This is a genomic window from Alicyclobacillus fastidiosus, assembly GCF_026651875.1.
Classification (GTDB): Bacteria; Bacillota; Bacilli; order Alicyclobacillales; family Alicyclobacillaceae; genus Alicyclobacillus; species Alicyclobacillus fastidiosus.
This window is the reverse complement of sequence record NZ_CP104069.1, coordinates 28907-52254: the sequence shown is the minus strand read 5'-3', so window position 1 is coordinate 52254 and position 23348 is coordinate 28907. Positions and strand designations below refer to the sequence as shown.

At 44.3% G+C, this 23348-nt stretch carries 24 protein-coding genes, 1 tRNA gene, 3 pseudogenes and 1 riboswitch; of the genes and pseudogenes, 12 read left to right on the top strand and 16 right to left on the bottom strand.

The window, feature by feature from the left end:
• Positions 1 to 683: 683 nt before the first annotated feature.
• Together NZD89_RS29095 and NZD89_RS29090 are read right to left on the bottom strand one after the other, a co-directional pair.
• Complete coding sequence (locus tag NZD89_RS29095) at positions 684 to 908, bottom strand: hypothetical protein (RefSeq protein ID WP_268008843.1); 225 nt, start codon at positions 906 to 908, stop codon at positions 684 to 686.
• A gap of 143 nt (positions 909 to 1051) precedes the next feature.
• Positions 1052 to 1435, bottom strand: a complete 384-nt coding sequence (locus NZD89_RS29090) for a hypothetical protein (protein WP_268008842.1) — start codon at positions 1433 to 1435, stop codon at positions 1052 to 1054.
• Between the two features lie 613 nt (positions 1436 to 2048).
• Here NZD89_RS29090 and NZD89_RS29085 point away from each other — a divergent pair.
• From NZD89_RS29085 to NZD89_RS29075, 3 genes are all read left to right on the top strand, one after another.
• A complete protein-coding gene (locus NZD89_RS29085) occupies positions 2049 to 2723 on the top strand; it encodes a hypothetical protein (RefSeq protein WP_268008841.1) in 675 nt (224 codons plus the stop codon).
• 197 nt (positions 2724 to 2920) lie between these two features.
• Positions 2921 to 4048 (top strand): IS110 family RNA-guided transposase, encoded by a 1128-nt coding sequence (locus NZD89_RS29080; protein ID WP_268006840.1) that lies wholly within the window; start codon positions 2921 to 2923, stop codon positions 4046 to 4048.
• 449 nt (positions 4049 to 4497) lie between these two features.
• Positions 4498 to 4561: riboswitch (Fluoride riboswitch) on the top strand.
• Positions 4562 to 4742: 181 nt separating this feature from the next.
• Complete coding sequence (locus tag NZD89_RS29075) at positions 4743 to 6086, top strand: cation:proton antiporter (RefSeq protein WP_268008840.1); 1344 nt, start codon at positions 4743 to 4745, stop codon at positions 6084 to 6086.
• Positions 6087 to 7041: 955 nt separating this feature from the next.
• On the opposite strand, the gene NZD89_RS29070 is transcribed toward NZD89_RS29075, so the two are convergent.
• Complete coding sequence (locus NZD89_RS29070) at positions 7042 to 7701, bottom strand: DUF3800 domain-containing protein (RefSeq protein WP_268008839.1); 660 nt, start codon at positions 7699 to 7701, stop codon at positions 7042 to 7044.
• 319 nt (positions 7702 to 8020) lie between these two features.
• Between NZD89_RS29070 and NZD89_RS29065 the strand changes: the two genes are divergently transcribed.
• Positions 8021 to 8404 (top strand): plasmid mobilization protein, encoded by a 384-nt coding sequence (locus NZD89_RS29065; RefSeq protein WP_268008838.1) that lies wholly within the window; start codon positions 8021 to 8023, stop codon positions 8402 to 8404.
• Positions 8317 to 8679 (top strand): annotated as a pseudogene (locus NZD89_RS30200) (relaxase/mobilization nuclease domain-containing protein); the annotation flags it as partial. The gene NZD89_RS29065 and the pseudogene NZD89_RS30200, both read left to right, overlap by 88 nt.
• On the opposite strand, the gene NZD89_RS30195 reads toward NZD89_RS30200, so the two are convergent.
• Positions 8629 to 8934 (bottom strand): hypothetical protein, encoded by a 306-nt coding sequence (locus tag NZD89_RS30195; RefSeq protein ID WP_268008836.1) that lies wholly within the window; start codon positions 8932 to 8934, stop codon positions 8629 to 8631. The pseudogene NZD89_RS30200 and the gene NZD89_RS30195 overlap by 51 nt on opposite strands.
• An 85-nt stretch (positions 8935 to 9019) precedes the next feature.
• Here NZD89_RS30195 and NZD89_RS29055 point away from each other — a divergent pair, with 85 nt between their 5' ends.
• Positions 9020 to 9511, top strand: a complete 492-nt coding sequence (locus NZD89_RS29055) for a hypothetical protein (protein WP_268008835.1) — start codon at positions 9020 to 9022, stop codon at positions 9509 to 9511.
• 263 nt (positions 9512 to 9774) lie between these two features.
• Here NZD89_RS29055 and NZD89_RS29050 read toward each other — a convergent pair.
• The 4 genes and pseudogenes from NZD89_RS29050 to NZD89_RS29040 form a co-directional block, all read right to left on the bottom strand.
• Positions 9775 to 10065, bottom strand: a pseudogene (locus NZD89_RS29050) (IS4 family transposase); the annotation flags it as partial.
• A gap of 84 nt (positions 10066 to 10149) precedes the next feature.
• Entirely contained in the window at positions 10150 to 10320 is a 171-nt protein-coding gene (locus NZD89_RS29955) for a helix-turn-helix domain-containing protein (protein ID WP_369125290.1), read from the bottom strand.
• A 228-nt stretch (positions 10321 to 10548) separates the two neighbouring features.
• Positions 10549 to 10767 (bottom strand): aspartyl-phosphate phosphatase Spo0E family protein, encoded by a 219-nt coding sequence (locus NZD89_RS29045; RefSeq protein ID WP_268008898.1) that lies wholly within the window; start codon positions 10765 to 10767, stop codon positions 10549 to 10551.
• A gap of 875 nt (positions 10768 to 11642) precedes the next feature.
• Entirely contained in the window at positions 11643 to 12476 is an 834-nt protein-coding gene (locus NZD89_RS29040) for a helix-turn-helix domain-containing protein (RefSeq protein WP_268008834.1), read from the bottom strand.
• 469 nt (positions 12477 to 12945) lie between these two features.
• Between NZD89_RS29040 and NZD89_RS29035 the strand changes: the two are divergent.
• A pseudogene (locus tag NZD89_RS29035) lies at positions 12946 to 13116 on the top strand (HU family DNA-binding protein); the annotation flags it as partial.
• Between the two features lie 172 nt (positions 13117 to 13288).
• Here NZD89_RS29035 and NZD89_RS29030 read toward each other — a convergent pair.
• Positions 13289 to 13984 carry a DUF3967 domain-containing protein gene (locus tag NZD89_RS29030; protein WP_268008833.1) on the bottom strand — a complete coding sequence of 232 codons (696 nt, stop codon included), beginning with the start codon at positions 13982 to 13984 and terminating at the stop codon, positions 13289 to 13291.
• 191 nt (positions 13985 to 14175) lie between these two features.
• On the opposite strand from NZD89_RS29030, the gene NZD89_RS29025 reads away from it, so the two are divergent.
• A tRNA-Met gene (locus NZD89_RS29025) sits at positions 14176 to 14251 on the top strand.
• A 45-nt stretch (positions 14252 to 14296) separates the two neighbouring features.
• On the opposite strand, the gene NZD89_RS29020 is transcribed toward NZD89_RS29025, so the two are convergent.
• Positions 14297 to 14866 carry a site-specific integrase gene (locus tag NZD89_RS29020; RefSeq protein WP_268008831.1) on the bottom strand — a complete coding sequence of 190 codons (570 nt, stop codon included), beginning with the start codon at positions 14864 to 14866 and terminating at the stop codon, positions 14297 to 14299.
• 826 nt (positions 14867 to 15692) lie between these two features.
• On the opposite strand from NZD89_RS29020, the gene NZD89_RS29015 reads away from it, so the two are divergent.
• Positions 15693 to 16202, top strand: coding sequence for an aldo/keto reductase (locus tag NZD89_RS29015; protein WP_268008830.1), 510 nt, complete (start codon positions 15693 to 15695; stop codon positions 16200 to 16202).
• Positions 16203 to 16378: 176 nt separating this feature from the next.
• Here NZD89_RS29015 and NZD89_RS29010 read toward each other — a convergent pair whose 3' ends face one another.
• The 5 genes from NZD89_RS29010 to NZD89_RS28990 form a co-directional block, all read right to left on the bottom strand.
• The gene (locus tag NZD89_RS29010) at positions 16379 to 17437 is read right to left on the bottom strand and encodes a polysaccharide pyruvyl transferase family protein (protein WP_268008828.1); all 1059 of its coding nucleotides are present in this window, start codon (positions 17435 to 17437) and stop codon (positions 16379 to 16381) included.
• Positions 17434 to 18582: a glycosyltransferase gene (locus NZD89_RS29005; protein WP_268008896.1), complete on the bottom strand. Its 1149-nt coding sequence runs from the start codon at positions 18580 to 18582 to the stop codon at positions 17434 to 17436. The genes NZD89_RS29010 and NZD89_RS29005 overlap by 4 nt, the downstream gene beginning before the upstream one ends.
• Positions 18575 to 19303 carry a glycosyltransferase family 2 protein gene (locus NZD89_RS29000; RefSeq protein ID WP_268008895.1) on the bottom strand — a complete coding sequence of 243 codons (729 nt, stop codon included), beginning with the start codon at positions 19301 to 19303 and terminating at the stop codon, positions 18575 to 18577. Before NZD89_RS29000 ends, NZD89_RS29005 begins: the two co-directional genes overlap by 8 nt.
• 100 nt (positions 19304 to 19403) lie before the next feature.
• On the bottom strand, positions 19404 to 19601 hold the full coding sequence (locus tag NZD89_RS28995) for a hypothetical protein (protein ID WP_268008894.1): 198 nt from the start codon (positions 19599 to 19601) through the stop codon (positions 19404 to 19406).
• 17 nt (positions 19602 to 19618) lie between these two features.
• On the bottom strand, positions 19619 to 19984 hold the full coding sequence (locus NZD89_RS28990; RefSeq protein ID WP_268008893.1) for a hypothetical protein: 366 nt from the start codon (positions 19982 to 19984) through the stop codon (positions 19619 to 19621).
• Positions 19985 to 20330: 346 nt separating this feature from the next.
• Here NZD89_RS28990 and NZD89_RS28985 point away from each other — a divergent pair, with 346 nt between their 5' ends.
• Both NZD89_RS28985 and NZD89_RS28980 read left to right on the top strand, forming a co-directional pair.
• Positions 20331 to 20471, top strand: a complete 141-nt coding sequence (locus NZD89_RS28985; RefSeq protein ID WP_268008892.1) for a hypothetical protein — start codon at positions 20331 to 20333, stop codon at positions 20469 to 20471.
• Between the two features lie 338 nt (positions 20472 to 20809).
• Positions 20810 to 21466 carry a DUF4183 domain-containing protein gene (locus NZD89_RS28980; protein ID WP_268008891.1) on the top strand — a complete coding sequence of 219 codons (657 nt, stop codon included), beginning with the start codon at positions 20810 to 20812 and terminating at the stop codon, positions 21464 to 21466.
• 140 nt (positions 21467 to 21606) lie between these two features.
• On the opposite strand, the gene NZD89_RS28975 is transcribed toward NZD89_RS28980, so the two are convergent.
• The gene (locus NZD89_RS28975) at positions 21607 to 22068 is read right to left on the bottom strand and encodes a transposase (protein WP_268008890.1); all 462 of its coding nucleotides are present in this window, start codon (positions 22066 to 22068) and stop codon (positions 21607 to 21609) included.
• Positions 22069 to 22348: 280 nt separating this feature from the next.
• On the opposite strand from NZD89_RS28975, the gene NZD89_RS28970 reads away from it, so the two are divergent.
• Positions 22349 to 23242, top strand: coding sequence for a glycoside hydrolase family 25 protein (locus NZD89_RS28970; RefSeq protein ID WP_268008889.1), 894 nt, complete (start codon positions 22349 to 22351; stop codon positions 23240 to 23242).
• The last annotated feature ends 106 nt before the right edge of the window (positions 23243 to 23348 follow it).

The following is a 23348-nucleotide window of genomic DNA, read 5'->3' as shown; positions in this document are numbered from 1 at the left end:
CTTATGAGGATTACATCAAGGAATGCAGAGATTCAATTATTAAACGACGAAAACTTAATACCCAAGAATCTTAATGTACTTTTTTGAGAAGTCCTAGACCACGGTTACTCAAAGAAACACAATGTTATTGTGTTTCTTTCGCATTCTTAAATTAACGCCCCCTTTAGCGACAGAACGGTTCTTGCGTTTATGTTCATAGTGAGAACAAAAAATTTAACCGACAAACTCGTCGAGTGTAACCACATAGTTTATTTCATGAAGGTCATCATTTAGCTCTCGTATATACTGTCTCACCGCATCTGCTTATGAAGTTGTCGTAACGTAATCATTGGATTCAAAATCCTGCCAAATGGAATGAATCCTCTACTTTTCATCGCCTTCATCAGTGGTTGTGTGGAGATACAATTCTCGTTCGTTTTGAACATGGATCGTATGTAGAAAATTGACAAGCCGTATCGGTTAAAACCTATGTGGAGAGACTTTGAGGGTAGCCGCCTTGGCTGAAGGAACAATTTAATTCGGTTTAACATAAATTTCTTCTGTAATTGCATACGCAAATTCCTATGTTTTACCCTTCTGTTTGTTGGCACTTACAGAATGGATTTGTGGTGTAATTACGAAATAGGGGTACGGCTCATGTCCGTACCCCTATTATCATTATTGGCACTTACAGAATGGATCCCTTAGCAAGTTCTTCGAGGCGCATGAACCGAGATTGCTTGAATTTTACGCGGTTGAATGTACAGCACTTCATCATCTACCAAGAACAAGGCACTACCACATTCAAATCCAAGGAATGTTGCTAGCAGACCCTTTGGTCCTGTGTGGTCGAAAACAACATCAACCATTACACCAGGAGAGATTCGACGAAGGATGCTCGGACCGTCAAAACCATCATAACCATACATATTCTTTCACCTCCTTTGTTTGGTGCTACAGCTTATGCAGGTTTGTTCTGAGAGGGACAGGCTAATATACTAATGAATTCGTGTGTTTTTTATAGAACTACATAAAAAAAAGCACCTTTTTTTTAGGTGCTTGCTCTCTCTGTTTACAGGGTTCTATACCATTTCAATAATGCATTTTTCACCGCATTCCTGATTTCGTTTTCATTAAATTTACCTGAATATATACAAGTGGGAAAGGAATCATCACGAATGTGGACGGTTATATTATCTGAATTTTTTGCGGATATGGATACTCCACATACTTTTACATGTGCATACCCAATATAAACATCCCGTAACCCATTCGACTGTATCTCTAAAGAATGGTCTGTACCAACGAATGCCGTTAAAACTGGTTCAATAGCCAGCTTAATGCGTTCTATAACGTCATAGTCTTGGTTGTCATTTTGCTCCCCATGGTTCTGGCGCTCGCTCTTCAATTTAAGCATTTCTTGACGTAAATCCTTGAATTCATCCTTTTTGCTCATATCTCATCTAACCTCCTTTATCAAGCAAGATGATTATGCAGGGTCTGTGGGACAGGAGGTGTCGAAGGGCGTTGGGGGGAGGGGGTACGACGGTTGTCCCACAGACTTGATATAGCATAATCATTTTGTTTGAAATCCGTTACGGGCATATGTAGGACAAGAGCTTATGAAGTATAAATTGTGTAAGCAGATGGGGTTCAGAGAGGATGATATTGCACTAAAACCCACCACATATCATTTTCTACGGTGTTATACATGCTACTTTACACGTCGAATAAGTGGGCGTATCTGTATCTTTGCTTCGATGCGTTGCAAAAATTTAGCGGTATTAGGGAGCCAATATAATCCACTCTCTCCAGGGTAGCCATGGGGGCAGTTTGTACGCCACGGTCTTTTGTCGCTAAACTGCCCATTAGTTCAATAAAAACATGGATGCAACACAATAGCATTGTGTTTCTTTAGAGAACGCCTGAATAGAAGGTATCGTACTTTATATAAAGGGAATGTTGCTCCAAATATTCCATAGTTTAGAGGAGCGTCTTTTTAAATCACGAATTTATAAACAGCGACACATTGTCGTTCTGTTATCGACGGAAGTGGAGGCATCTTTAGAATGAAGCGTTCCTCCAAGTTCATTCTAGGAATCGTTGTTTTACTAGCGATTGTTGCTGAACCATATCTATCCTACAAACTATTGCCTGTAGTAAATGGATACCAAGAAAATACCTCATGGCCGAACGATGGAATAGATATGGTCATACCATTATCTATTGGACCAAAAATAGGAAAAGCGCCTAATGGGGACCCGATTCTTGACATTCCTGGGCAACCAAATCACGATTGGGTTTATAGGGAACAATACCCGCATTGGTGGACTGGTGCCGCATGGGTAACCTCCAAAAAGGGTATTAATGGTCCAAACATCAAGAATCTAACCGTGTCTGAAATACGCATTGTTGGTAATGGTGATCCTAGGTACGATAAGTTACCTGTTTTGGATAAAACGAATAACACCAGAGTCATTCAAGGATTCATGAAACCGATGCAAGAACAACATTTTGTCACGGCATCGCAAGGCGGGAAATCCATCGGTGTTGAATTGATTAGCCCCAATATTCCAGGACTCATTTTATATACTGTAGTAGTGGTGTTCCCTGGGAAAAACGATTATGTGTATACAGCAACTACTTCGCCTAACAAACCGAATCCGGCAATCAAAATGGATTCCGCATTCTCGAACTGGCTCAATCAAGTTCAGCAGGCCCACAGCAGCTCATTTATTCCGTAATATTACTCTCGCATGGGGCATTCAGCCTCCTTACACTACGTAAAAAAGGCGACGTAACATTCGTTATTAGACGTGGCCCTAGGGGCCAGAGTTGTTGCGCTAGTCATAATGAACGACACCGGCCCCATTTCGTAGGTCTTGGATTACACTGAATCTTGAGAAACCAGTGCAGAGCCACATACGAAGGAGCCGATACTATGAAGACTACCACAAAGTTTGTTGGTTTGGATGTGTCTAAGGAGAAAATCGCAGTTGCAGTCGCTGACGAAGGAAGAAAAGATTCTCGGTTTGTTGGGATGATTCCACACACGGTAGAGGCGATCCGTAACCTGGTTCGTCAATTGGGAGACGAAGATGTTCAGCTGGAATTCTGCTATGAGGCCGGTCCAACTGGGTACGGACTTTATCGGTTGTTACACGCAATGGATTTGTCTTGTACAGTTATTGCACCTTCTCTTATCCCCATCAGACAGGGGGATAGGGTGAAAACGGACAAACGTGACGCATTACGACTGGCACAGTTGTTCCGAGCTGGGGAGTTAACTTCGGTGTTTGTACCGAGTGAAGAGAACGAATCATTACGGGACTTGGTACGAGCTCGAGAGGATGCCATTGAAGATAGACTCAGGGCAAGACACCAACTGTCAAAGTTTCTTCTAAGACATGACAGGCGTCCACAAACCAAGCTTCGAGCTTGGGGAAAGATGTATGAGCGTTGGTTAGATGGACTGAGTTGGACGGACCGTCGAGAGCAAGTCGTGTTCCAGGAGTATCGGCATCACTTACAGGAAATCGACGGGCGAGTCAGTCGTTTAGAGGCTGCTATTCATTTGGAGGCAACAGAAAGTGAGCGTGCTCCGGTGATTCAGGCACTGCAAACGCTACGTGGTGTGGCAGAAGTTGTAGCCACTTCGTTGGTTGCTGAAATTGGAGAGTTTAAGAGGTTCCGTAATCCAAAGCAGTTAATGGCATATGCAGGCTTGGTACCCAGAGAGTACTCGAGTGGCTCATCCAGGTGGCAAGGTGGAATCACAAAGACGGGAAATTCCCACTTACGACGAGTGCTCGGTGAGGCGGCCTGGTGCTATAGATATAAGCCAGCGGTCAAGAGAGCGATCAAGAAACGGCAAGAGGGACAGAGTCCGAAAGTGCAGGACATTGCATGGAGAGCACAGGACAGGCTACACCGGAAATACACGAGGATGGTATCAAGAGGAAAGCATCACAATGTGGCAGTGACATCGGTATCGAGAGAACTACTTGGTTTCATATGGGCAATTGCATGTGAGGTAGAGAATGCGATGGAGACATCGCAGGCTATGTAACTATTTGGCTCAATGTAGTAGATAGCACACAAAAAACAATTCAAGAAATGGGTTAAAGGTTGGGCCTGAAGGCAGAGGAATCCGGTACAGGGAACCCTCGTTGCCCGTTTGTGCAAGGTAATAACCTGACGCACGTGACTAGTCCGAGGCAGCCCTTTGACGGAGGTACGAAACGCGGTAACCAACCCGCGTATATCAGTCTGCCAACCGTCGACGAACCTTGCCTTCGGGCCGAGCCTTTAACCCCATCGCGACACGGGGCTTGACAGGTGTCGTTCATATCAACGGGCAGAATAGCGCAAGAAGGGCACCTATGAAGACCCACGATAAAATGCCCAGAGTAGAATGTTTTTAGACATTCTCCATCGTACTTCGTGAGGTAAACTGCATCCACTTTGGCTCATGCCGTGTCTCATTATGTGAATGTGACTATGATGACAGTAAACGTGAGCACCTAAGGTGATGGAGCTCACCTCTAAACTCCCCTGATTGGATAATGGCTCCTACAATTCATGAGGATTTATAGGAGCCATTTCGATTTATACAAAACTAGGTACAATGTGGAAGTTCAAGCCTGAAAATGGTGGACGCTTGTCCAAGGCGGACATTCGCCTTGGACGACTCTCCGTTTCACACATAGGGTATTGCAGTTGCCCGAGTCTTGGGCATCAATACCATACGGGGAGGAAAAAGGGTGTTTACGTTATCAGCAGGGGATTTAGCTCGGTTCCTGTTTGGCATGGTGGTCCTTTTGGCGGCTGCAAATTTACTCGGTTATGTCGCTGAAAAATTGTCGATTCCACGGGTTATCGGGGAAGTTGCAGGGGGACTTATTCTTGGTCCCACATTGATGGGTACATTGTTTCCCTCGGCATTTCATTGGTTGTATCAAGGGTTCTCATCAGAAGGCAGTCTTTTCGGGTTGATTTACTACCTTGGCGAGTTGCTCCTCTTGTACACCGCAGGATTAAAGTTTCAATCACGATTTGCGAAATCGGATGTGAAAACCGGTATTGCGATCATCATCGGTTCCACCATTATTCCTTTTATTATCGGTTGGCTGTCAACCTATGTTTTTAATCCCAATCAGTTTCTGGGACCAGATCACAGCGTGGTCGCCCTGAAAATCATTGTCGCCATTTCCATCGCGGTAACATCCATTCCTGTCATTTCTAAGATTTTTGCCGACCTTGGGATTATGCACTCGCGGTTTGCAAAGATTATTGTCGCAATTGCTGGTATTCACGACCTGATTTTGTGGGTGGCTCTGGCGATTGCATCCGGTATCGTCGCGGGTGCGCATGGTGGAACCGGTGGAGGTATTAACGCTTGGGTCGTATCCAAGAGTCTCGTTGTCACCTTTGCATTCCTGATTGTTTGCATCGGCGTTGTTCCTTGGGCACTTCGGAAAATCACCTCGAAGCGGGCTAATTTCCTGTTTCGTTCATCGTTCTTAGGATACTTTCTCGTTATCCTGTTTGCGCTGTCTGATATCGCTGGATACCTACAGGTCGATGTAATGTACGGTGCAATTTTGGCAGGTGTTGCAACCAAGTTCAGTTTGCCGGAGCCCGTCTTTAAAAAACTCGAACAAGGGGTACTTGGGATATCGTACTCGTTTTTCATCCCGTTGTACTTCGCCATTATCGGTATGCAATTGAACCTGGCGAAGAACTTCAGTGTTGGGTTCTTTATCTTGTATCTGATTTTTGCAACCGTGGTCCAGAGTGTTGTTGTGTATTTCACGTGTCGCCTAATCAAGACAGACAAACTAACGAGCATGAACTTCGCCGCAGCCATGAATGCACGAGGTGGTCCCGGCATTGTGCTTTCGTCCACGGCGTATGCGCTAGGGATCATCAATGAAAATTTCTTTGCCATTTTGGTTATGCTTGCGTTGATCACCTCATGGATGGCTGGCTGGTGGCTGCGGTATGTTCTGAAAACTGGGAAACCGCTCATGCCTGGTGACGAGAATCTGGTCATTCAAAAGGCACAGGAAGAAGTACATTTTGACTTGGCTCCGAATTTAGAGTAATGCAATTTTCGGGGGAAGCAGGAGCACATTGCAACTGCTTCCCCTTAGATATCAGAGGGTGTGGAGATGAAATCGAAGCATATTAAAAAATTCAACGGATAGAGGCGAAAATTAATCGCCTTGAAATGGAAAAACAGAATCGACTATTCGCCCAAAGCGTATGACCAATGTGTGTCGGTTGATAATTTTGAGATCTTTGGGTGGAAAGTAGCCATTGTAAAGCACTAAAATTTTCGGATTAAGATATGTTCTTCAACGCCCAGGAGGCTTTCTTTGACACGAGAAGCACAATCAAGCAAGGTCTGATCTCTTACGTCTGACTCCTTTGTTTTATCCCATAAATAGCCAAATCAAGCTCCGATAGCTGAAAACTTCCATGTGCAATTAGGGCTTACGTTGAAGATGTTCTAAACCATTTAGGCTCGTCGAAAATTTAGTAGTGTGTTTATTGCGCATACGGGTGCGTTAGTCCCAGAAGAATGCATAACTCCCCTTAGCGGATGTATATAAAGGCATTGTTATTGCGCCAAGAGGGCATTAGTCCAACAAGGAGAATCAGAGGTTTAGAGGATTTGTCCACAATTATCCAATTTTAGCGGTGTAAATCCGCGTTTTGTTGGCGGGACTCCAACAAGACTACGTAACTATAGAACAACAGAGCTCCCTGAACAGTTATAATGAAACACACGGGTATGAGACGTGTACATTTTAGAGCGAGATGTGTATAATACAGGTGTACAGAGAATACTGTACTTTAGACGCATAGTTCTCCACGGCGAATGTGCGGTGTAAGGCGCCCTCCAAATGGTATTGATTTAATTACCTTTGCTGGAGGGTAACGCAAGGGAGCATGGTCAACGGGTAGTTCACTAAATAAACTTCACGGCGAATGTGCGGTGTAAGGCGCTCCTCTCGGAGTAACGCAAAGGTTTATTTAGTGAGCTACCCTTTTACTTTAGTGAACCTCTAAAACATCCCCAAGAAACAAAGGTTTAATCATATGAAAGTACGATGGAGATTCCTTTCCGACAAATCTTCGACTAGTTCCAGCTGCGATATCGGCAATATATAAGCCTAGATGCTGTCCTTTTTCTCCACCGACTGCGAAATCAAGTGTAAAAGCCAATGTGGGGTATGTTTCGGAAATACGTTTCTTCAGAATGTCTTTCATCAATTCCGCTTTATTGAAATGATCAAAGATAATTTCTAAGTTATCTCCGGAGCTATAGATTACAAATTGTTCAATGATCGCCATGAAAAGCTCAGCGTAAACAACCAACATACGATCTTCTGCAAATAGAAGCATTTCAAGATCCTTTTTGGGGTAAACCGCACTGCAAAGTTTCACATTTTTCCTGACCGGTTTATTTCGTTTTTCGATATCGAAACGAATCAAATCGAGGTATTTCACCAGTAGTTCGGGTTGACTCCGGTAAAGGTCTCGTTCCTTCGGATCGTTATTAATTTTAGTTTTATCTTTTTCACTGAGTCTGCTCTTTCGCACTTCTTTGCGGAAGGCTTTAACGATCTTGTCCAATTGTGATGGAGAATCGCTACCTACTGCAGACAAGACATAGTGATTGGAATCCCCTGATTCATCAAAGTATATGAACAAGCAATTCATCCCTTCCCATCGGTCGTTCCGATTATACACATGATGTTTTGAAAAAAACTATAGTTGATTGGCTTCCAGCAACTTAACCTAAAAAACGGTTGAATCTCGCTTTTGGATTCGACCGTTTTTTAGGTTGCATGGGGGTCTGGGGGCGATAGCCACCAGGCAGGGTTTGGGACGGCAGGCCCAACAAGCTGCATTTGGATAGACGCAGACGAGGGGGAGCAACGCGATGACTGACGTCTGCGGATAGCCAAATGCGAAGCTTGCCATTCTATATTTACTATGGTTAAACTTGTGATTGATGGGGGGTGGACTGGTGGGTAGCGAGAACCGAAAACGGCAACGGATGGTGCCCATCCGTTTGTCGGATGAGGAGTTCGAGCGGCTGGAACGGAAGGCCGACAAGGTCGGTCTGACGGTGCCCGCGTTCCTTCGCGAACTGGCCATTCGGCAGCGAGTAAAGTCACCGGTCATCGACCGTGACGGAGCGGTAGAGATTGGGAAACAGATCCGGGCCATCGGCAACAACCTCAACCAGCTCACTCGACTTTCGCACGATGGAACAATCGAAGTTGTTGAACTGAAAGAGACACGACAGGAGCTGCACGAAGTATGGCGGTTATTAAACTCCGTTCTTCAAGCAACGCAAACCGTCTCATCAACTACTGCGAGAGAAAAGCAGAAGAACGAGACGGAGTGAATTGCGATCCGGAATATGTCCGCGAGCAAATGAAATGGACGCGGGAAGAGTGGGAAAAAACCGATGGTGTCCAGGCACACCATGTCATCCAGTCGTTCAATCCGGAAGACAACATTACGGCGCGAGAAGCCAACGAGTTAGGCCGACGCCTGGCGGAACAGATTGCACCCGGACACGAAGTGGCCGTGTACACTCACACCGATAGAGAACACATACATAATCATCTAGTCATCAATTCGGTGTCCTTTGAGGATGGTCACAAGTACCATTCGGACAAGGAACAGCTCTATAACATACGAGAAAAATCGGACGAGCTGTGCCGCGAGAAGGGCCTTGATATCATTCGGGAGCCTTATGCCCAAGAACGATTTTCCCAAGCTGAGTACAAGCTCGTAGAGCGTGGAGAACGGCTTTGGAAAGACGAGCTGCGCACAGCGATTGACGATGCGAAACAACACACCAAGTCCCTGGACGACATGAAGTCTTATCTCAAAGACCGCTACAACATCGAAATGAAGATACAAAACCAAAATGTGAGCTTCTTGCATCCCGAAAAAGAGAAGTACGTTCGGGGAAAAACCCTTGGCGAGAGCTACACCAAAGGAGCGATAGAGCATGAGCATGGCAGACAGAGAGAGGGCGCAGCTGCAACCCGTGACCGAGGTTTTGGAACCGACCGAATCTTATTTGGAGGAAATATCGGAGCATCTAAGGAAAATCCGGAGTTTTCAAGAGGTCTTGGAGACCAGGTTCGACAAGGTTTCGGGGAAGACAGACAAAGTGATCGAGCAATTGTCGGAGAGCGAAGCCGAACGAAAGAAATTACTCACGGACGTCAAACATCTCTTAATCGGGATGGACAAGAAAGCACAAGAGCAGAATCAACGTCTGGCCACTCTCGTTACCAAGAAGGAGCAGGAGTTGGAAAACGCCTTGAAAGAGGTGCGCCAGCTCAAGGTCGACCTGGTGAACGGCTTCATGAACATCAGTCAGAAAAGCAAGGTGCCGCTCAGTCACACGCTTTACAAGTTGGGCACAATCGCGGGCTCGAGCGTTCTGGGTGGCCTAATCATCTTCCTGGTACTCAAAGTGATAACAAAGAGCTAAGTGTCTTTGACTCTTTGCGTAAACTCGGTCAAGAGACTGAACGAGCTCAGAACCTAGCAAGGCACCAAACCAAGCGAAAACAAATGAGGCATAAATCCCGTGCCCAGCAACAACGACAACAAGGCCCAGACCTAGAACGTTAGAGGCAATTAGATTACACTAGAGCTACGTCCAACCTGCCGGACAGCATCACCGTAGTAAGAAACTCCTCACCGGAATTGAGGAGTTTCTTGAAATCTCCCAAGTCTTAAGTGTTATATAACTCAACTTTCGCAGGCCAAAACAGGGAGATATGCCTTGATATAGCTGGGTAAACCGTCGATCCACCGCTGTAGTTGACTGCGAATCAGTTTCGAGAGTCGTTTGCCTGCCTTCTTGGAAACATCATTTACAAGTTCAACCAATTGGCTCAATGCGATGGCCCAGTCCAGTTCGCTCACTTCGTCGCAGAGCATTAGAAATAGATTCCCCAATGTACGGTCGTCCGTGCTCTGGCGGTGCTGCCAAGCTAACAGAATATACCGTGAAAAGACAATCGTCGTGTGGCTGACGAGCTACGCACACGCCGATGAGGTATGTATACCTGATTCCAAACGTGAGCAAGAAAGGTCGGAAATTATCCAAAAGTGCGTATCATCTCAACGGTTGGGCCATATAGTGTTCGGTTCAACACCCAGTACTTCGGCTATGAGATACGCATTTTCGATGGTTGGCGTTTTGACACGACCGCTTCTCAACGAGGAGATTGTATTAACGCTTAACCCGGTCAACTCCGCCAATTCTTGCGTGTTTATATCCCGTTCAGCCATCAGCACGCGTAATCGTGCCGCAGGGTCAGATTTGACGCGCATTAAAACCACCCCGTATACCTTGTCTAGCAACAGGATGGCTAAAATAGATAGCCTATATACATTCACATGTAAGAATAAGAAGATATATAATTCAGAAAAAGAGGGTGGTACATACGACGCAGCAGGCAATATTTTATTGCACTCACTGTCAGACCTTACAACAGGTAACCAGCAATAGCACTGTATTCAAAACAGGGTTCCGACGTGTAAATGGCAAAGACGTCCCGCTCGGCACTTGTGATTGGGCCAAAAAAGTTGAATCTGGTTCTTGTTCTTACTGTAGCGTGAACGGTACACCTTAAAGTGTTTGGCTTGAATACGGTTAATAAAGACATCTAGGCGTTGACTCGCAGCAATAACATCGGGATGTGTAAGGCTTCCTCGATATTCTGCAATCTTTATCATTTGACTGCGAAGTTCTTCCACGGCGCTATACTTCAGATTAATTATCATGATGTGACTTAATTCCCCTAACACATCCCAAAATTCAACACCGAATCACCATATCACAGAGAAAGTGTCGAAGTATGTCTAACATAGTCGGCCTCTGATTGTTCACATTGTATACACTTACTTTTTCAGTGAATCACTGATTAACGCTCAAGATGTGTATTACATATGTTGGTTTTTGTTCTACACAGGACACATACAATCGATTCTCAGACGTTTTCGGATAGCCCTAATAGCAAAATACCATGCAGCCCACTGAATGCGTCTATAAGCTATTACAGCGCGTCTGGTAACGTGCTAGTATGTAATAGTCGTTCCAACTCAACAAATTCTTTCGTGTTGTACACGTTAAATGGTATTGTGCATATTACGTATCCAGCTTTTACGTCGCGTAGGACATATTCCTTGCCCAGTTCCGCGATAATTAATGGGCTATCGATATTTGCGTCATATAGTGCCGCTTGGTGGGGTGGACATTTGTAGTCTCTATATCGAATCCACGACTCGTTGAACTCTATATAATCGTTCCATTTTATAAACAGGCTCTTCATTCCCGCCATTATAGCTACCCCATTGTGTTCTAATTTAGGACGTGAGTATACAGTGTTTACTCAGTTTCAACCGGTATGCCGATTAGCGTACTCCCATCTCCCGATAAAGTACACCTATATGTGACTGTCTTGTTTCCAACGACGGTTTCTACATCACACATCGTTTTACTTACTTTGCTCACGAATCCCTGGACACCTATTTGTTCAGACGGAACATGGACTGTAACGATGTTTCCTCTGTGTACTTCTTTCCCTTGATACACCATTCAAATTGCCTCCTTACGCCTCTGGGAAGAGCTCGTAAAAGTTTCCGTATCGTTCGTCCCGCACTGGCTCGTCCAGATACCCACCTGCAGATGACACGTCCCAGTCCTCTGTTACGGCTGTACGATAAGCACCTACGATACTTTTATCCCACTTCTCTGGTGTACTGCCGATGTAACGTGCGATGTCTAAAAGTTTGTTCTCACCGTATTGTTTAAGCCACTTTGGTAAATGCTTAGATAGTGACGCTATAGACGTACCCAAATGGGATTCAATTTGTTCTTGTATAACAGCAACATTGTTGTTGTGTGTAGTCTCTGTATAAATCTTTGTTGTAATCTCTGGTATTGCTCTTTCAATTTGGACATCTTGATCTTTCAAATTGCTATCTCCATTTTTCAAATTGAAATTTGCATCTGTCTCTGTGGAAAATGGATATCCATCTAGGGTATATCCGAGTTTGGCTAAGTCACCGCATAGCTTTACAAAATCAACACGGTACTGTTTTGTACGGTCCCATTTGTGCTCTGGGTTGTTACGTGACAGCAGGTATCCAGCATCGATTAGTGATTTGATATGACGTCCCATTGTGGCTGGTGAAATGCCGAGCATCGTCTCATCGTTCAGTTCGTCAGCACTCTTATATATCCAACCTTCCGTTGGATGCATGTTTAGCGTTTGGCCTTCCTCGTTCATCCGTTCCCGTTCTTCGCTAATCAACTTGTCGAAATCGTACACGCGCTCTGACCAGTACACGAATTGATTCAAAATGATGGCTTTGAAGATATCGCCGGTCAACTCAACTAGTTCCTGCTTAACGACAACTCGTTTTAATTTGCGTTGCATCATCAGTCTGTCCTCCATTTTGGGACACAACAAAAAACCGACTCCGCAGCCTAAAACTAAGCCGAGAAGTCGGTTCTGAAACGTACAAGATTCGAACCAATTCGCCATATTTGACCTGTTGCATGTAACACAAAAACTGGTTACAATTACGACAGTAAATCAAATAAGCGACCTTCCCGGTGGCCCTAACACCTGGGAGTTGCAAGCGCCTCGTTAGAGTGTTGGTAGCACTCAAACGGGGTTTTTTATTGCCGTCCTATTAAGTTGATCAGAGTCTAGCATATACATAGACAGATTGGCAATATTCGTCAAAAAGATATTTAGCGAAGCAAACTGTCTGGTAATTGTCCATGAAATTTATATATAACCGCTTTCTTTATGATCTTACGATGTCGTAGTCATCACTGCCATAAACGTCGCCCACGCGGGACGTCAGGTGCCTTATACGCAGTTCTGTAAGGGGATGTTCCGTTATTTGTCGGCAGGAGAGAAGGTTCAGATCCCTGGGTTCGGAACGTTCGAAGTGCGTGACCGTGCAGCGCGTACTGGACGTAACCCACAGACGGGTGAAACCATCGAAATTCCTGCATCCAAGGTTCCTGCTTTCAAAGCTGGAACTGGCCTTAAAGAAAAGGTTAAGTAAGCCCTCATTGAACAGGGCTGTGTGATGCAGCACACTATACAGTTTGTATTACTGGGTGGATGACGCGAAAAGCCTAAGGTCTAACAAACCTTGGGCTTTTCTGTGTTTGACATCCGCTATAGCAGCGCTAAAGGCATTAAAGAGACAGGGTTAGCACCGATATATCCTCCACTTAAAACAATCCGAGGAACCGTTTCCTCTTCTTCGATTCCATGGTGGCAGCGATTTCCTTTTGGCTCGACTCGAGAGTCCTTAGCGTTTGCATTAGTTGCTCATCGCGACGTTCAATCGATTGCTGTATGTACTTTTCTTGCTCTTCGATGATGTGCCGGAAACCTTCCTGTTGCTCTTCGAGCTTGTTCAACAACTCTTGCTTTAGCGCCTCGCGTTCGTGTTCCAGTCGTTGCTTCTCTTCCTGAGACGCTTCGAGTTGTAAGCGTACAGGTTCTACCAGGCGCTTTATCGTTTCCTCAAATATTCGATCACGTTCATCCAACTGGCGTTCACGTTCATCGAGACGTTGTACAAGCTGCCGGTTAAACTCCATCAGATGATTAATCTGATCCTGCATCTCACTTATCGTATCCTCTAGCGCGATAGAGGGTGGTTCTGCCTTAGCGTCTGCCGATATACCATCGCCAAATTCCTCGATGATGAGTTTTGCAGCCTGATCCCATTTGAGGTTTTTAGCCATGTATTCCTTCCATTGTCTTAGCGCTGATATATCGGACTCGCTATACATACGACCTGCTTGTGGATCGCGAAATATCCTGTATCCGTTGTCTTCCAAAGCCTTTGACCATGCGCGGAGTGTAACTGGTTTAACGTCGATCTGTTGACTTACTTCTCGCGCACTAAAGTACTTCACTAGTTAACCACCCCTTAGCGTCTGTCGCTAACGTGTTCGTGGTGGTCGCTAAAATTCCTGCAAATAAAAATAAACTGGATTGGTGACGTATAGCGTGCAAATGCATTGCATTACAGACCGTAATCCGCTTGGTCGATATAGGGATGGATGTTTGTATATCCGTGGGTTGATGGTTATAATGGGTTCACTAACGCGGGATGGAGCAGTTGGCAGCTCGTCGGGCTCATAACCCGAAGGTCGCAGGTTCAAGTCCTGCTCCCGCAACCAAACACTAACTACGGGCATCTCTTCTGAGTTGGAAGATGACCATACTTACAGATTCAACGTCAAATATACGTCATCCATTTCGTCTTGCGTGATCCCGATATATCTAAGCGTTACGGACGGAGCAGAATGATTCAGCAACTTCTGAATGAGCGTAATGTCCTTGCCTTGTTTGTACGCGTGATAAGCAAATGTCTTCCGTAACGTATGTGTGCCAATACGATCTTTGATCCCTGCCACTTTAGCCGCGTTATTTAAGGCTTTCCAAGCCTGCACCCGCTGGATAGAGGTATTACCCTTCCGGGAGATGAAAAGCGGCTCAGAACGCGAATATGAGCCCCGTTTTTGTAGGTATTCCTCGATGGCCTTTTTGGAATTGTTACTGATTGGAAAAGTTTTTGTTTTCCCGGTCTTTTTTTCCCGAATCGTGATCCGATCAAGCACTTTGCCTTTTTCATTCAGAACGTCCTCGATGTTCAACCTCAAAAGATCACTCACGCGCAGTCCACTGTTTATGCCCAAGACGAACAGGCAATAATCCCGCAAATTGCTCCCGCGAAGAACTAACTTCATGGCCTCGATTTTCCGTTTGTCTCGAATCGGCTCCACAAACTCCATTAGAAACACATCCATGTATTTAATATTATTATGTTTCATTGTAACCAAAGAGCGATAAACGGGACAGCACAAAAAACGCCAAAACCACTTGTGCCACAAGGAATTTCGGCGTTTTTTCGAAAGAAACACAATACGATTGTGTTTCTTTCGATTAAAAAGCACCCCCTAAGAGGCGCTTGTAAGTCATTATTACTTTCTTGTAATTCTCTCTGTGTCGTAAGCGCTTGATTTTGCAATCGATGTTTCAACCCTTGTGCTTTTGCGTTGCCAAGTCTGAGGTGTGTACTTATCCTTCTTAATGGTCTCAGTGCGGACGGGAACTGAAGACGGATTACAGATTAAATCTCTAATTCTCATCTGCTCATAAAAGTCTAACTCAAGATGTCGTTTTCCCTCTCCATAAATCCATTCGACGATGTGATCAATGCTGTCAGATAGGGAAGGCCATCGCATTCCACGTTCTTCTAGGAGTCCACTGAGTCGTTTGCGAAACTCTGCTAAATGGCGTTTTAGAGGCGTTGCTTGTAGACATTCTTTATAAGCGGCTCGGAAAGCTGGAAGTTTGATCGAGTCAGTAACCTGTTGACGAAAGATCATCTGATTTTCCGACTGTGATGAAGCTCCTCCAAGACGGGGTCCCGCCAACAAAACGCGAAAAACGTACGCTGATACAATTTCTGGGTGGAAAACACCTGTTTTCTGTACTCTAAGCCATGTAAGAACCACTCATCGCGACTTTTACGACGCTTTTTCGAATGTTTATCCGTGTTAGAGCACTGGTCTTTCAGGCTGCGTGAACCCAAAAGTGGCATAAAATTCATCTTTAATGTCACTTTACCGCTTAGCGTACAAAATTCGCGTTTTGCTGGCGGTACCCCAGTATGAACTCCTGCCTCTGTGCGAAAACGAGGGACTGGGTGTCATACCTTGGAGTCCACTCCGTGGCGGTTGGCTAAGCGGCAAATTCTATCGAGGGATGGACAACCCGCCTGCCGACACCCGCATTGCAGAGGCGGTAAAGAATGGTCGGGGAGAATCGTGGAGCAATTACAATAATGAGTATACCTGGGGCGTCATAGATGCACTGTCTGAAGTCGCTAAGGAAGCGGAAAAAACACCTGCCCAGACCGCCATTAACTGGTTGTTACAGCGTCAAGCCGTGACCGCACCAATCATCGGCGCTCGTACCATGCAACAGCTCGAAAATAACCTTGGCGCCTCTGGATGGGCACTGAGTCCTAAACAAGTGGCTCGCCTGGATGCAGCCAGTCGGATGCCTGTGACCTACCCATATGATGAAGGCGCTGAACAACAACAGCGCGGAGGAAGGCAGTAACGCCAATGATATTCGCAGGGGGCTTTGTAAGCCTCCTGCATCATGACGTTGAATGTAAGATATAAGATCACACTCTGATGTTCTGGTGTTTTTGCACCAGAACCCGAAAATCCATATACGGAGCGCCTTTTCAATTTTTCAGGTTATCTCGCAATAAAAGTCGTCGAAATCAGGTATTAAAATAATTTTTGTGCAAAAGGACGTTCTAGATCTCTTCTGACAGATTGGGTACAAAATCTAATTTTTTCAATAATTTCATGGTGGCTTTCTTGTGCATCCGACACCAATTTCAAGATATCTTCGGTTAAAGTATCTGAATCTGTAGGTACTACGTATTTGCCTAATCCTAAAGAATGCCCAAAGTCGAACGATTTGAAACGATAGCCCAAACATACAAAAGGGGTATTTGCAACCGCGGACACAACGTTGGCATGTAACTTAAAGTTAATCGTCACCATAAAATGCCGAATCAAATTCAAAAGTTTGGCAGGATCGTGAAGTTCAAGATCAAGGACCGTTTTATCGGGTTCTCCGATTTTTTCATACAGTCGCTTGCATGGAGCTCGATCAGGCCCCCAGACTACGAAGAGATGTAGCTTATATCCATCTTTAATCAGTTTCTTTGCAGTACGTGCTAAGTGATCTTCGACCTCCAGCTCTTTCTGACCGTATATTCGATTATACGCGGTTCCCCAGTTTATCCCTATCCATCGTTCTTTGTTTGTTTGCTGAACAAAGCTACTGGAATCTGGGGTCAAAAGTAATCCCGGATCACCGCTCACATTGACGTTCTGCATCGGGGCACCGACTTGTTGCAAATATTGAAATGTTAACGGTCCCCGTACTCCACAGTAAAGTGAGTTCTTAATTACTGTTGCCACTGATTTTCGATTATCAAGGTTTTCTTGTGACAAATCGGACTGAATAGAACCGGTAGCGTCTATATGAAATCTGTCTAATCGATCGTGACCGCTGCCCCAAATAATTACTTGTTTCTGATGTTCGACTGCCTTATACAGGATATCTAGATATCCTGGAATTAATAGCGAACCTCCTCCCATCACAACTGTGTCATAGGAAGAAAGGTTTTGAATATCGACTCCGGGAACGGATGGGATAATCACATATTGGTTTGGATTGAGATATTTTAGTGATAGTTGCTGAAACATCGTCACCATCAATTCATCTCCCAGATTATTGAAACCGATCCAACCAAGGTATAATATTTTTTTCACACGATCCCTCTGTTCATCTGGTTAGAATGTTGAACATTGCTATAGATCTCGGCTATTTGACGGCTAATCTTGTGGATATTGAAATTGTCCATTACCCATTCTCGTCCCTGTCTCCCGATTACTTTTAATGCCTCTCTATCCAACAAAGCAAGAAGCAAGGATTCTGCAATCAAATCCTCTGTTGGAGTCTGATCTGCAAAATGATCTCCGAAATAATAGTCCCAAGCGCTTGGATAGAGGGATGGCGTTACCATGCCGAAAAACCCACGAGTGCCAATAGCTAAGACAGGTTTACCACAGGCCATTGACTCCAATGCAACTCGTCCGGTACCGACGACGAGATCACCGAGGCCGAGGTAGTTTCGTAACAACTTCTGATTTCCTACTAGATGAATAAAGGTTTCTCCTAGACTTCGATGAATCGATTTGGATAGTTGTTGGATTGAAGAAAACTGCGCACCATCTCCGACAACCACTACATGCAAATCCGCGAATTTTTCGAGACGTACTCTATGAGCAGCTTTGATGAGCAATTCACAAATTGAAGATTTTTCCCAAGATAAACGACTTGCATATACAACCACCCTCGAATCACTTGCGATTCCTAATATCTGTCGTAGATACTGGCTGTCTGTTGGATAAAATTCATCCAGATTTATTGCATTCGGAATTAAATTAGAAGGGTAGTCCAGGCTTTTCAACAGTGTTTGAACAGGTTTACTGACACTCACGACAGCATTGCTTAGCTTAAAAGCCTGAAACAATTGATCCGCTGGATAATATGTTCCATGTACCGTAAATACAACAGGAATTCCGAGTTCTTTCGCGGCTATGGCGGCATAGATTCCAGATGGAATTTGGTGAATATGAACGACATTGATTTTCTTAGCTAACATAATTTGTTTCAAATCATGAATGGCATACTGCCGCTTGGACTCCTGCAACAAATATCCAGGTGTTAAATTTACAAGATGAATTTGGCACCCCGTTCGTGAAAAGGAATCGTAAAGCGGTCCACTGGCACCTACATAAAATAGTTTTTCTCCAAGTCCTTGCAGGCCTGTAATTAAACTTAGTACATGCGTTTCGGTCCCACCAATCAATAGACCATCCATAACCATAAGCACTCTAAGATGACTATTCATCACTTTCCTCATTCCATTCAAGACTAAAATAACGGCGGGATCGCTGTTGAGGGTGATTGCGGTAGTAATAAAGAGGATCCGGTAAATTTTCAATCTTAGACTTTGAATTTATACACTTAACGATGAATTCGTAATCTTCAGCTCCACTTACACGTCTTGTGTGTCCACCGATACGATCAAAGAGACTACCTCGAAATAAAATGGTGCCATGGCAGATGCAATGGCCTCCTTTTGCATACATCTTTGGAATATTGTCACCGTACCGAATCCACCCCTTACCGGAACCGATGATCTGATCTAATCGATTGTTCTCGAATGCAACATAATTCGTCCCGATTAGATCGGTGTCCGGATTATTTGTTAGATATGCAATCTGTTTTTCGAATCGTTCGTGATGAGAGAGGTCATCCGAATCTTGGACCGCGATAAACTCTCCTTTCGCCAAAAAAAGTCCTACATTCATGGCGCCTGCGAAGCCGACATTTCTCGGGAGTTGTAGAGTGAGAAACGTGTTCTGCCTAGGGAATAACTTTCTATTTGCCGTAAGCCAATTTTCGATACATTTGACTGAATCGTCCGTCGAAGCATCGTCGATGAGGATGATTTCCCATTCCTGATACGTCTGCTTTAAGAGACTGTTTAAACAATCTTCAAGGAATGGCGCCCTATTATGATTCGTAATGACGACACTAACAAGTCCGGGTATACGTTGATAAAGCAACTGGGTTCACCATCCTCGATTTCCTCTTTTCTTTTTCGTCTCTTATCAGTGCACACATCATCATCAAAGGACTAGAAACTGAGAACATAGAAGTACTGTCTTAGACAACACGCACGTAGGAAATTTGTTCAATTTGAAAAATTTTATAGCTGCTGTTTTCATATCCAGGAACTCCTGATGTGCAAACCGTTAATTTTTCATGATCAACAGAAATCAAGACTCCAATGGTCGTTTCCAACAAACTAGATACCTGGGTAGTTTTTCCTATTAATTGTTTAAGGTTCTCGTGGAATAACATAAAAATTCCTCCAAATGTTATCGAGCTTGATAATAAATCATATTTTTCAGATATACGTATACAAGTGCACCTCCGGGCTCCTGGATCTCCAAATAATTATCTCCAACTTCACAGATTGTTCCTTCGACGTCCCCACCCGTAGTACTTATCTCGATATATCGATTCAAATATTTTTTAAACATCTCTCTGTAGGATGAAGATAACTCCAAGCCATAACGAAGGTGTTCGTTTTCATTTTCAAGTAATTCGTTCGGAATCACTTTCTGTATACAGTCAACTAGTTTTTGTTCACCTGTCTTAGTATCGTATTTAGTTTCTTTTGTGTGCTGACGGATCATCTGAATAAATTCTTTAAAATACTGGCGTAATTTTTTCTGATTCACTGTGGGTTTTATTTTTATCACCACCATTTTTTAATGTTTTCGACACGTGAAAAAATACTTATCCAGAATATTCTCGAATACAAAAAATCGAATACGACTTTCGTACGGATTAAGATATAATTTTTCAAAAAATAGGATAAAGCCTTTTATGGGGTTCTGGTGCAAAATTTGCGAAACCCCAATATACAGTGGTGTATCGTAACTGATTCCACACTACATGTGGTGCATTTAAATATTTTTCCAGAACCAATCCAAGAGCTATTGCAGCAATCAACAACACTGAACGAACAAAAAAAGAAGAAACGTTGGCGGCCGTGGAGTAAATAAAATCATGGAGGTTCTCAAAATGGCAGCAAAAATTACACTTGTGGGAACTAGAAGTTCTGAACTTAGGACAAACAAGAGCGGCTTTAGTTTTGATATGACCCTGGGGGGATGCCCGATGATCCCAAAAGGCCTCCCTAAACCAAGTGAGGAGATCGTATAGGGGTCCCGCCACATGACAGTCTTAACCCTGCGAAAACCCGCCACAGCTCCCAGCGCTCATTCAAGGTAATATACATTATCTTGGTCATCGGTCTGTACATCGGGGACTTAACCAATGCAACGGGGATCACTTAAGTTAGAGAGTTGTGCGGGCTTGAACACGTACCTGGATATTTAATCGCACCTAATCCCTATTTTGGAGCGTATATCAGCTGTATCCCAAGTTGCCTATTTATACGGCAAAATTGGGCACGAACGGACAAAACCCATAAACGGGTGTCCACTCGTTTTTAATTTCCTAAAGTATCCTATAAGGGTCAGGCAAGGAGGTAAGAAAAGATGGGACCGTCTCTACTTTTGACATCCAACAAGTATTTTTCAAAGGCTGGCGCTGGGGCTACGGTCGGAGAAAATCTGAACCTGCCCGCAGGAAGTTTCACTGATGATAACGGTAACGCCATTACTAGTTTTCCTTCATACTCTTACTTTAACTTGTTTATCAACGGTATGCTGCAACCGAATGGAGTCACTGCCTTAACCTCTACACAAATCGTCATCATTGGTGGGAGCACGCTCGATCCTGCTGATCCGATTGCTGTTGAATTAGTACTACTCCAGCAATTGTCTCCAACTCCTGCTCCTGCTCCAATAATCATCACAAATGCTGTCGTACCGGAAAGTCCTAATTTCAGCGTTTTTTGTATACCGAACATCACACTAACTGTGCCGCCTAGGATAGTCTGCTCAGGCACATTAACGGGTACAGTCACGTGCAATAAACGACCGTTCCCGGGGGCATCGGTGACATTGAGTACTTCTTCAAGTGCTGTAATCTTTTCACCAAATCCGACTATTACAGATCCTAGTGGTAATTTTTTAACAACAGTTAGTGTGGCGAGTGGGACCAGTCAAACAACCGTAACCATCATGGCAACAATAACAGTCAATGGACGGACCGGCCTGGCCAGTTCAAATACAACCGTTACATGTCCTTGACGGGATGAACTGGGTAGTTAACTATACTATTGCTACTGACCTAAGCAAGTTCGCAAGGTCGATGGATGCGGGACCGCGACAGGAATAAGTGCCATGGAGTGCGTCAAATGTGCCAGAAAGAGCTGTAATCCGGAACTTCGTTAGAAGAGACCAATCCTTGGCGACGAAAAGAAGAGAGCCATTCGAGTAGTGCGCACGTAGCTGTTGCTCGACGAATGATTAATACTGCTTATGAGATCTTTGGCGGTCGCCATATCCGCCTTTTCATTGAAGCGAGACACGGTAGGTTGTGAGGCTAAGCGGTTCTTTCCTAACAAAGCAGTCAGAAACGGCTCTACGGCTAGATCATCTGCATGGTCGTCAGTATGGTAGCCAGCGATGTGCTGATACATTTTCTGAAGAACCACGTCGCTATTCGGGTGCTCCCGATGGAAGGCCGAATCATGAACCACGAGTAATTCTTCTACGGATTCGGATAGACCCAATTTGTGATCAAATTCTTTATATAGGAGCAGCCCAGCATCCGACGTCAAGTCGCCGCCTTGAAAATTCATTTTCATCCGAGAGTTAAAGTTCATGACATACTCTTGTACGCTTTTCAATAGAAGAGCACTCCTACGACGTGTTTGGTATAGACACCTTAACACAATCAAAGGTTGGGCTCATTTCTTATGTATTCGCGTCACTTTTTAAGTGAAACCCCAAATCTCCTCTTAAGCTTGACTCTGCTTACTCCTACGGGCCTTTCACGATCACGCTATGAATATTTCAGGTAAAATGTAACAAACTTTCAGTAACTTACATATTTTAAGATGGAATTGAAAAAAACAGATATAGATTGACTGTTCGATAAATAATTTGGTGGGATGGGTGGTGTGAACAATGCAATCCGGAAATCCAACGGACGCTCAAGGAATCGACGTTTCAGAAGATCAAGGAAACATTAATTGGACGCAAGTTGCGCAATCTAATATTTCATTTGTTTTTATCAAAGCAACAGAAGGATCAAATATTGTCGACAGCATGTTTTCCAAGAATTTCTCGGCTGCAAAATCTGCTGGTTTACTGTGCGGAGCATACTGCTATGCACGTCCAGGGCAGAGTTCTGCAGCTACTCAAGCCAGCTACTTCGTTAACGCTGTAAAATCTAATGGCGGGTTTGGAGAGTTGCCCCCGGTATTAGATATGGAGGATAATGGAGGATTGGACAATGCATCACTCGCAACTTGGATTGAGGACTGGATGAACCAAGTGGAAAGTGCGGCTGGGCGGAAACCAATTCTCTATACTTATCCGTATTTCGCCGACCCATATCTGCAACCAACATTGGCTAGTAGTATTCCTTTGTGGATCGCTAATTATGATGTTAGTCAGCCAGCAAACGCTGCCGGTTGGACTTCATGGACTTTTTGGCAGTACTCTGATACGGGTTCAATACCAGGAGTCACTGGGAACGTGGATTTAGATGTTTATTCAGGGACGTTGACTGATTTGGAGAACGCTTATGGATCTTCTCCTGCGCCAACTGCTTACACGCAATTCAATGTCTTTGTCCTAGATCACCCGTACTCAGCCATCGCCGTTGGAGATGTGACTTATGTCCTGTGGACGGCACTTGATACATTAGGAACGTCTCACTTTTATAAAGGAACCGGTGTGATGAATATCAACGGCAAGGACGTACAGGGGGTCGTTTATCAGGGAAACACATATCTTCCTTGGTATTCCTTGGCATCAGGTATTAAGGCAGAGAAATTATGGAATTTTTACATGTGATACCCGCATGTTACTTCCACGAAGCACCAACTTCATGGCCTCAATTTTCCGTTTGTCTCGAATCGGTTCCATAAATTCCACAAGAAACACAATATCTTTGTGTTCC

What these genes read in the sequence shown, in the direction of transcription:
- NZD89_RS29005 (WP_268008896.1), bottom strand. Translation starts at nt 18,582, where the DNA reads ATGAATAGTCATCTTAGAGTGCTTATGGTTATGGATGGTCTATTGATT.
- NZD89_RS29020 (WP_268008831.1), bottom strand. Translation starts at nt 14,866, where the DNA reads ATGGAGTTTGTGGAGCCGATTCGAGACAAACGGAAAATCGAGGCCATG.
- NZD89_RS29015 (WP_268008830.1), top strand. Translation starts at nt 15,693, where the DNA reads ATGTCACTTTACCGCTTAGCGTACAAAATTCGCGTTTTGCTGGCGGTA.
- NZD89_RS28970 (WP_268008889.1), top strand. Translation starts at nt 22,349, where the DNA reads ATGCAATCCGGAAATCCAACGGACGCTCAAGGAATCGACGTTTCAGAA.
- NZD89_RS29040 (WP_268008834.1), bottom strand. Translation starts at nt 12,476, where the DNA reads ATGATGCAACGCAAATTAAAACGAGTTGTCGTTAAGCAGGAACTAGTT.
- NZD89_RS29080 (WP_268006840.1), top strand. Translation starts at nt 2,921, where the DNA reads ATGAAGACTACCACAAAGTTTGTTGGTTTGGATGTGTCTAAGGAGAAA.
- NZD89_RS28995 (WP_268008894.1), bottom strand. Translation starts at nt 19,601, where the DNA reads ATGTTATTCCACGAGAACCTTAAACAATTAATAGGAAAAACTACCCAG.
- NZD89_RS29085 (WP_268008841.1), top strand. Translation starts at nt 2,049, where the DNA reads ATGAAGCGTTCCTCCAAGTTCATTCTAGGAATCGTTGTTTTACTAGCG.
- NZD89_RS28980 (WP_268008891.1), top strand. Translation starts at nt 20,810, where the DNA reads ATGGGACCGTCTCTACTTTTGACATCCAACAAGTATTTTTCAAAGGCT.
- NZD89_RS29955 (WP_369125290.1), bottom strand. Translation starts at nt 10,320, where the DNA reads ATGGCTGAACGGGATATAAACACGCAAGAATTGGCGGAGTTGACCGGG.
- NZD89_RS29095 (WP_268008843.1), bottom strand. Translation starts at nt 908, where the DNA reads ATGTATGGTTATGATGGTTTTGACGGTCCGAGCATCCTTCGTCGAATC.
- NZD89_RS28985 (WP_268008892.1), top strand. Translation starts at nt 20,331, where the DNA reads ATGGCAGCAAAAATTACACTTGTGGGAACTAGAAGTTCTGAACTTAGG.
- NZD89_RS29045 (WP_268008898.1), bottom strand. Translation starts at nt 10,767, where the DNA reads ATGATAAAGATTGCAGAATATCGAGGAAGCCTTACACATCCCGATGTT.
- NZD89_RS29090 (WP_268008842.1), bottom strand. Translation starts at nt 1,435, where the DNA reads ATGAGCAAAAAGGATGAATTCAAGGATTTACGTCAAGAAATGCTTAAA.
- NZD89_RS29055 (WP_268008835.1), top strand. Translation starts at nt 9,020, where the DNA reads ATGAGCATGGCAGACAGAGAGAGGGCGCAGCTGCAACCCGTGACCGAG.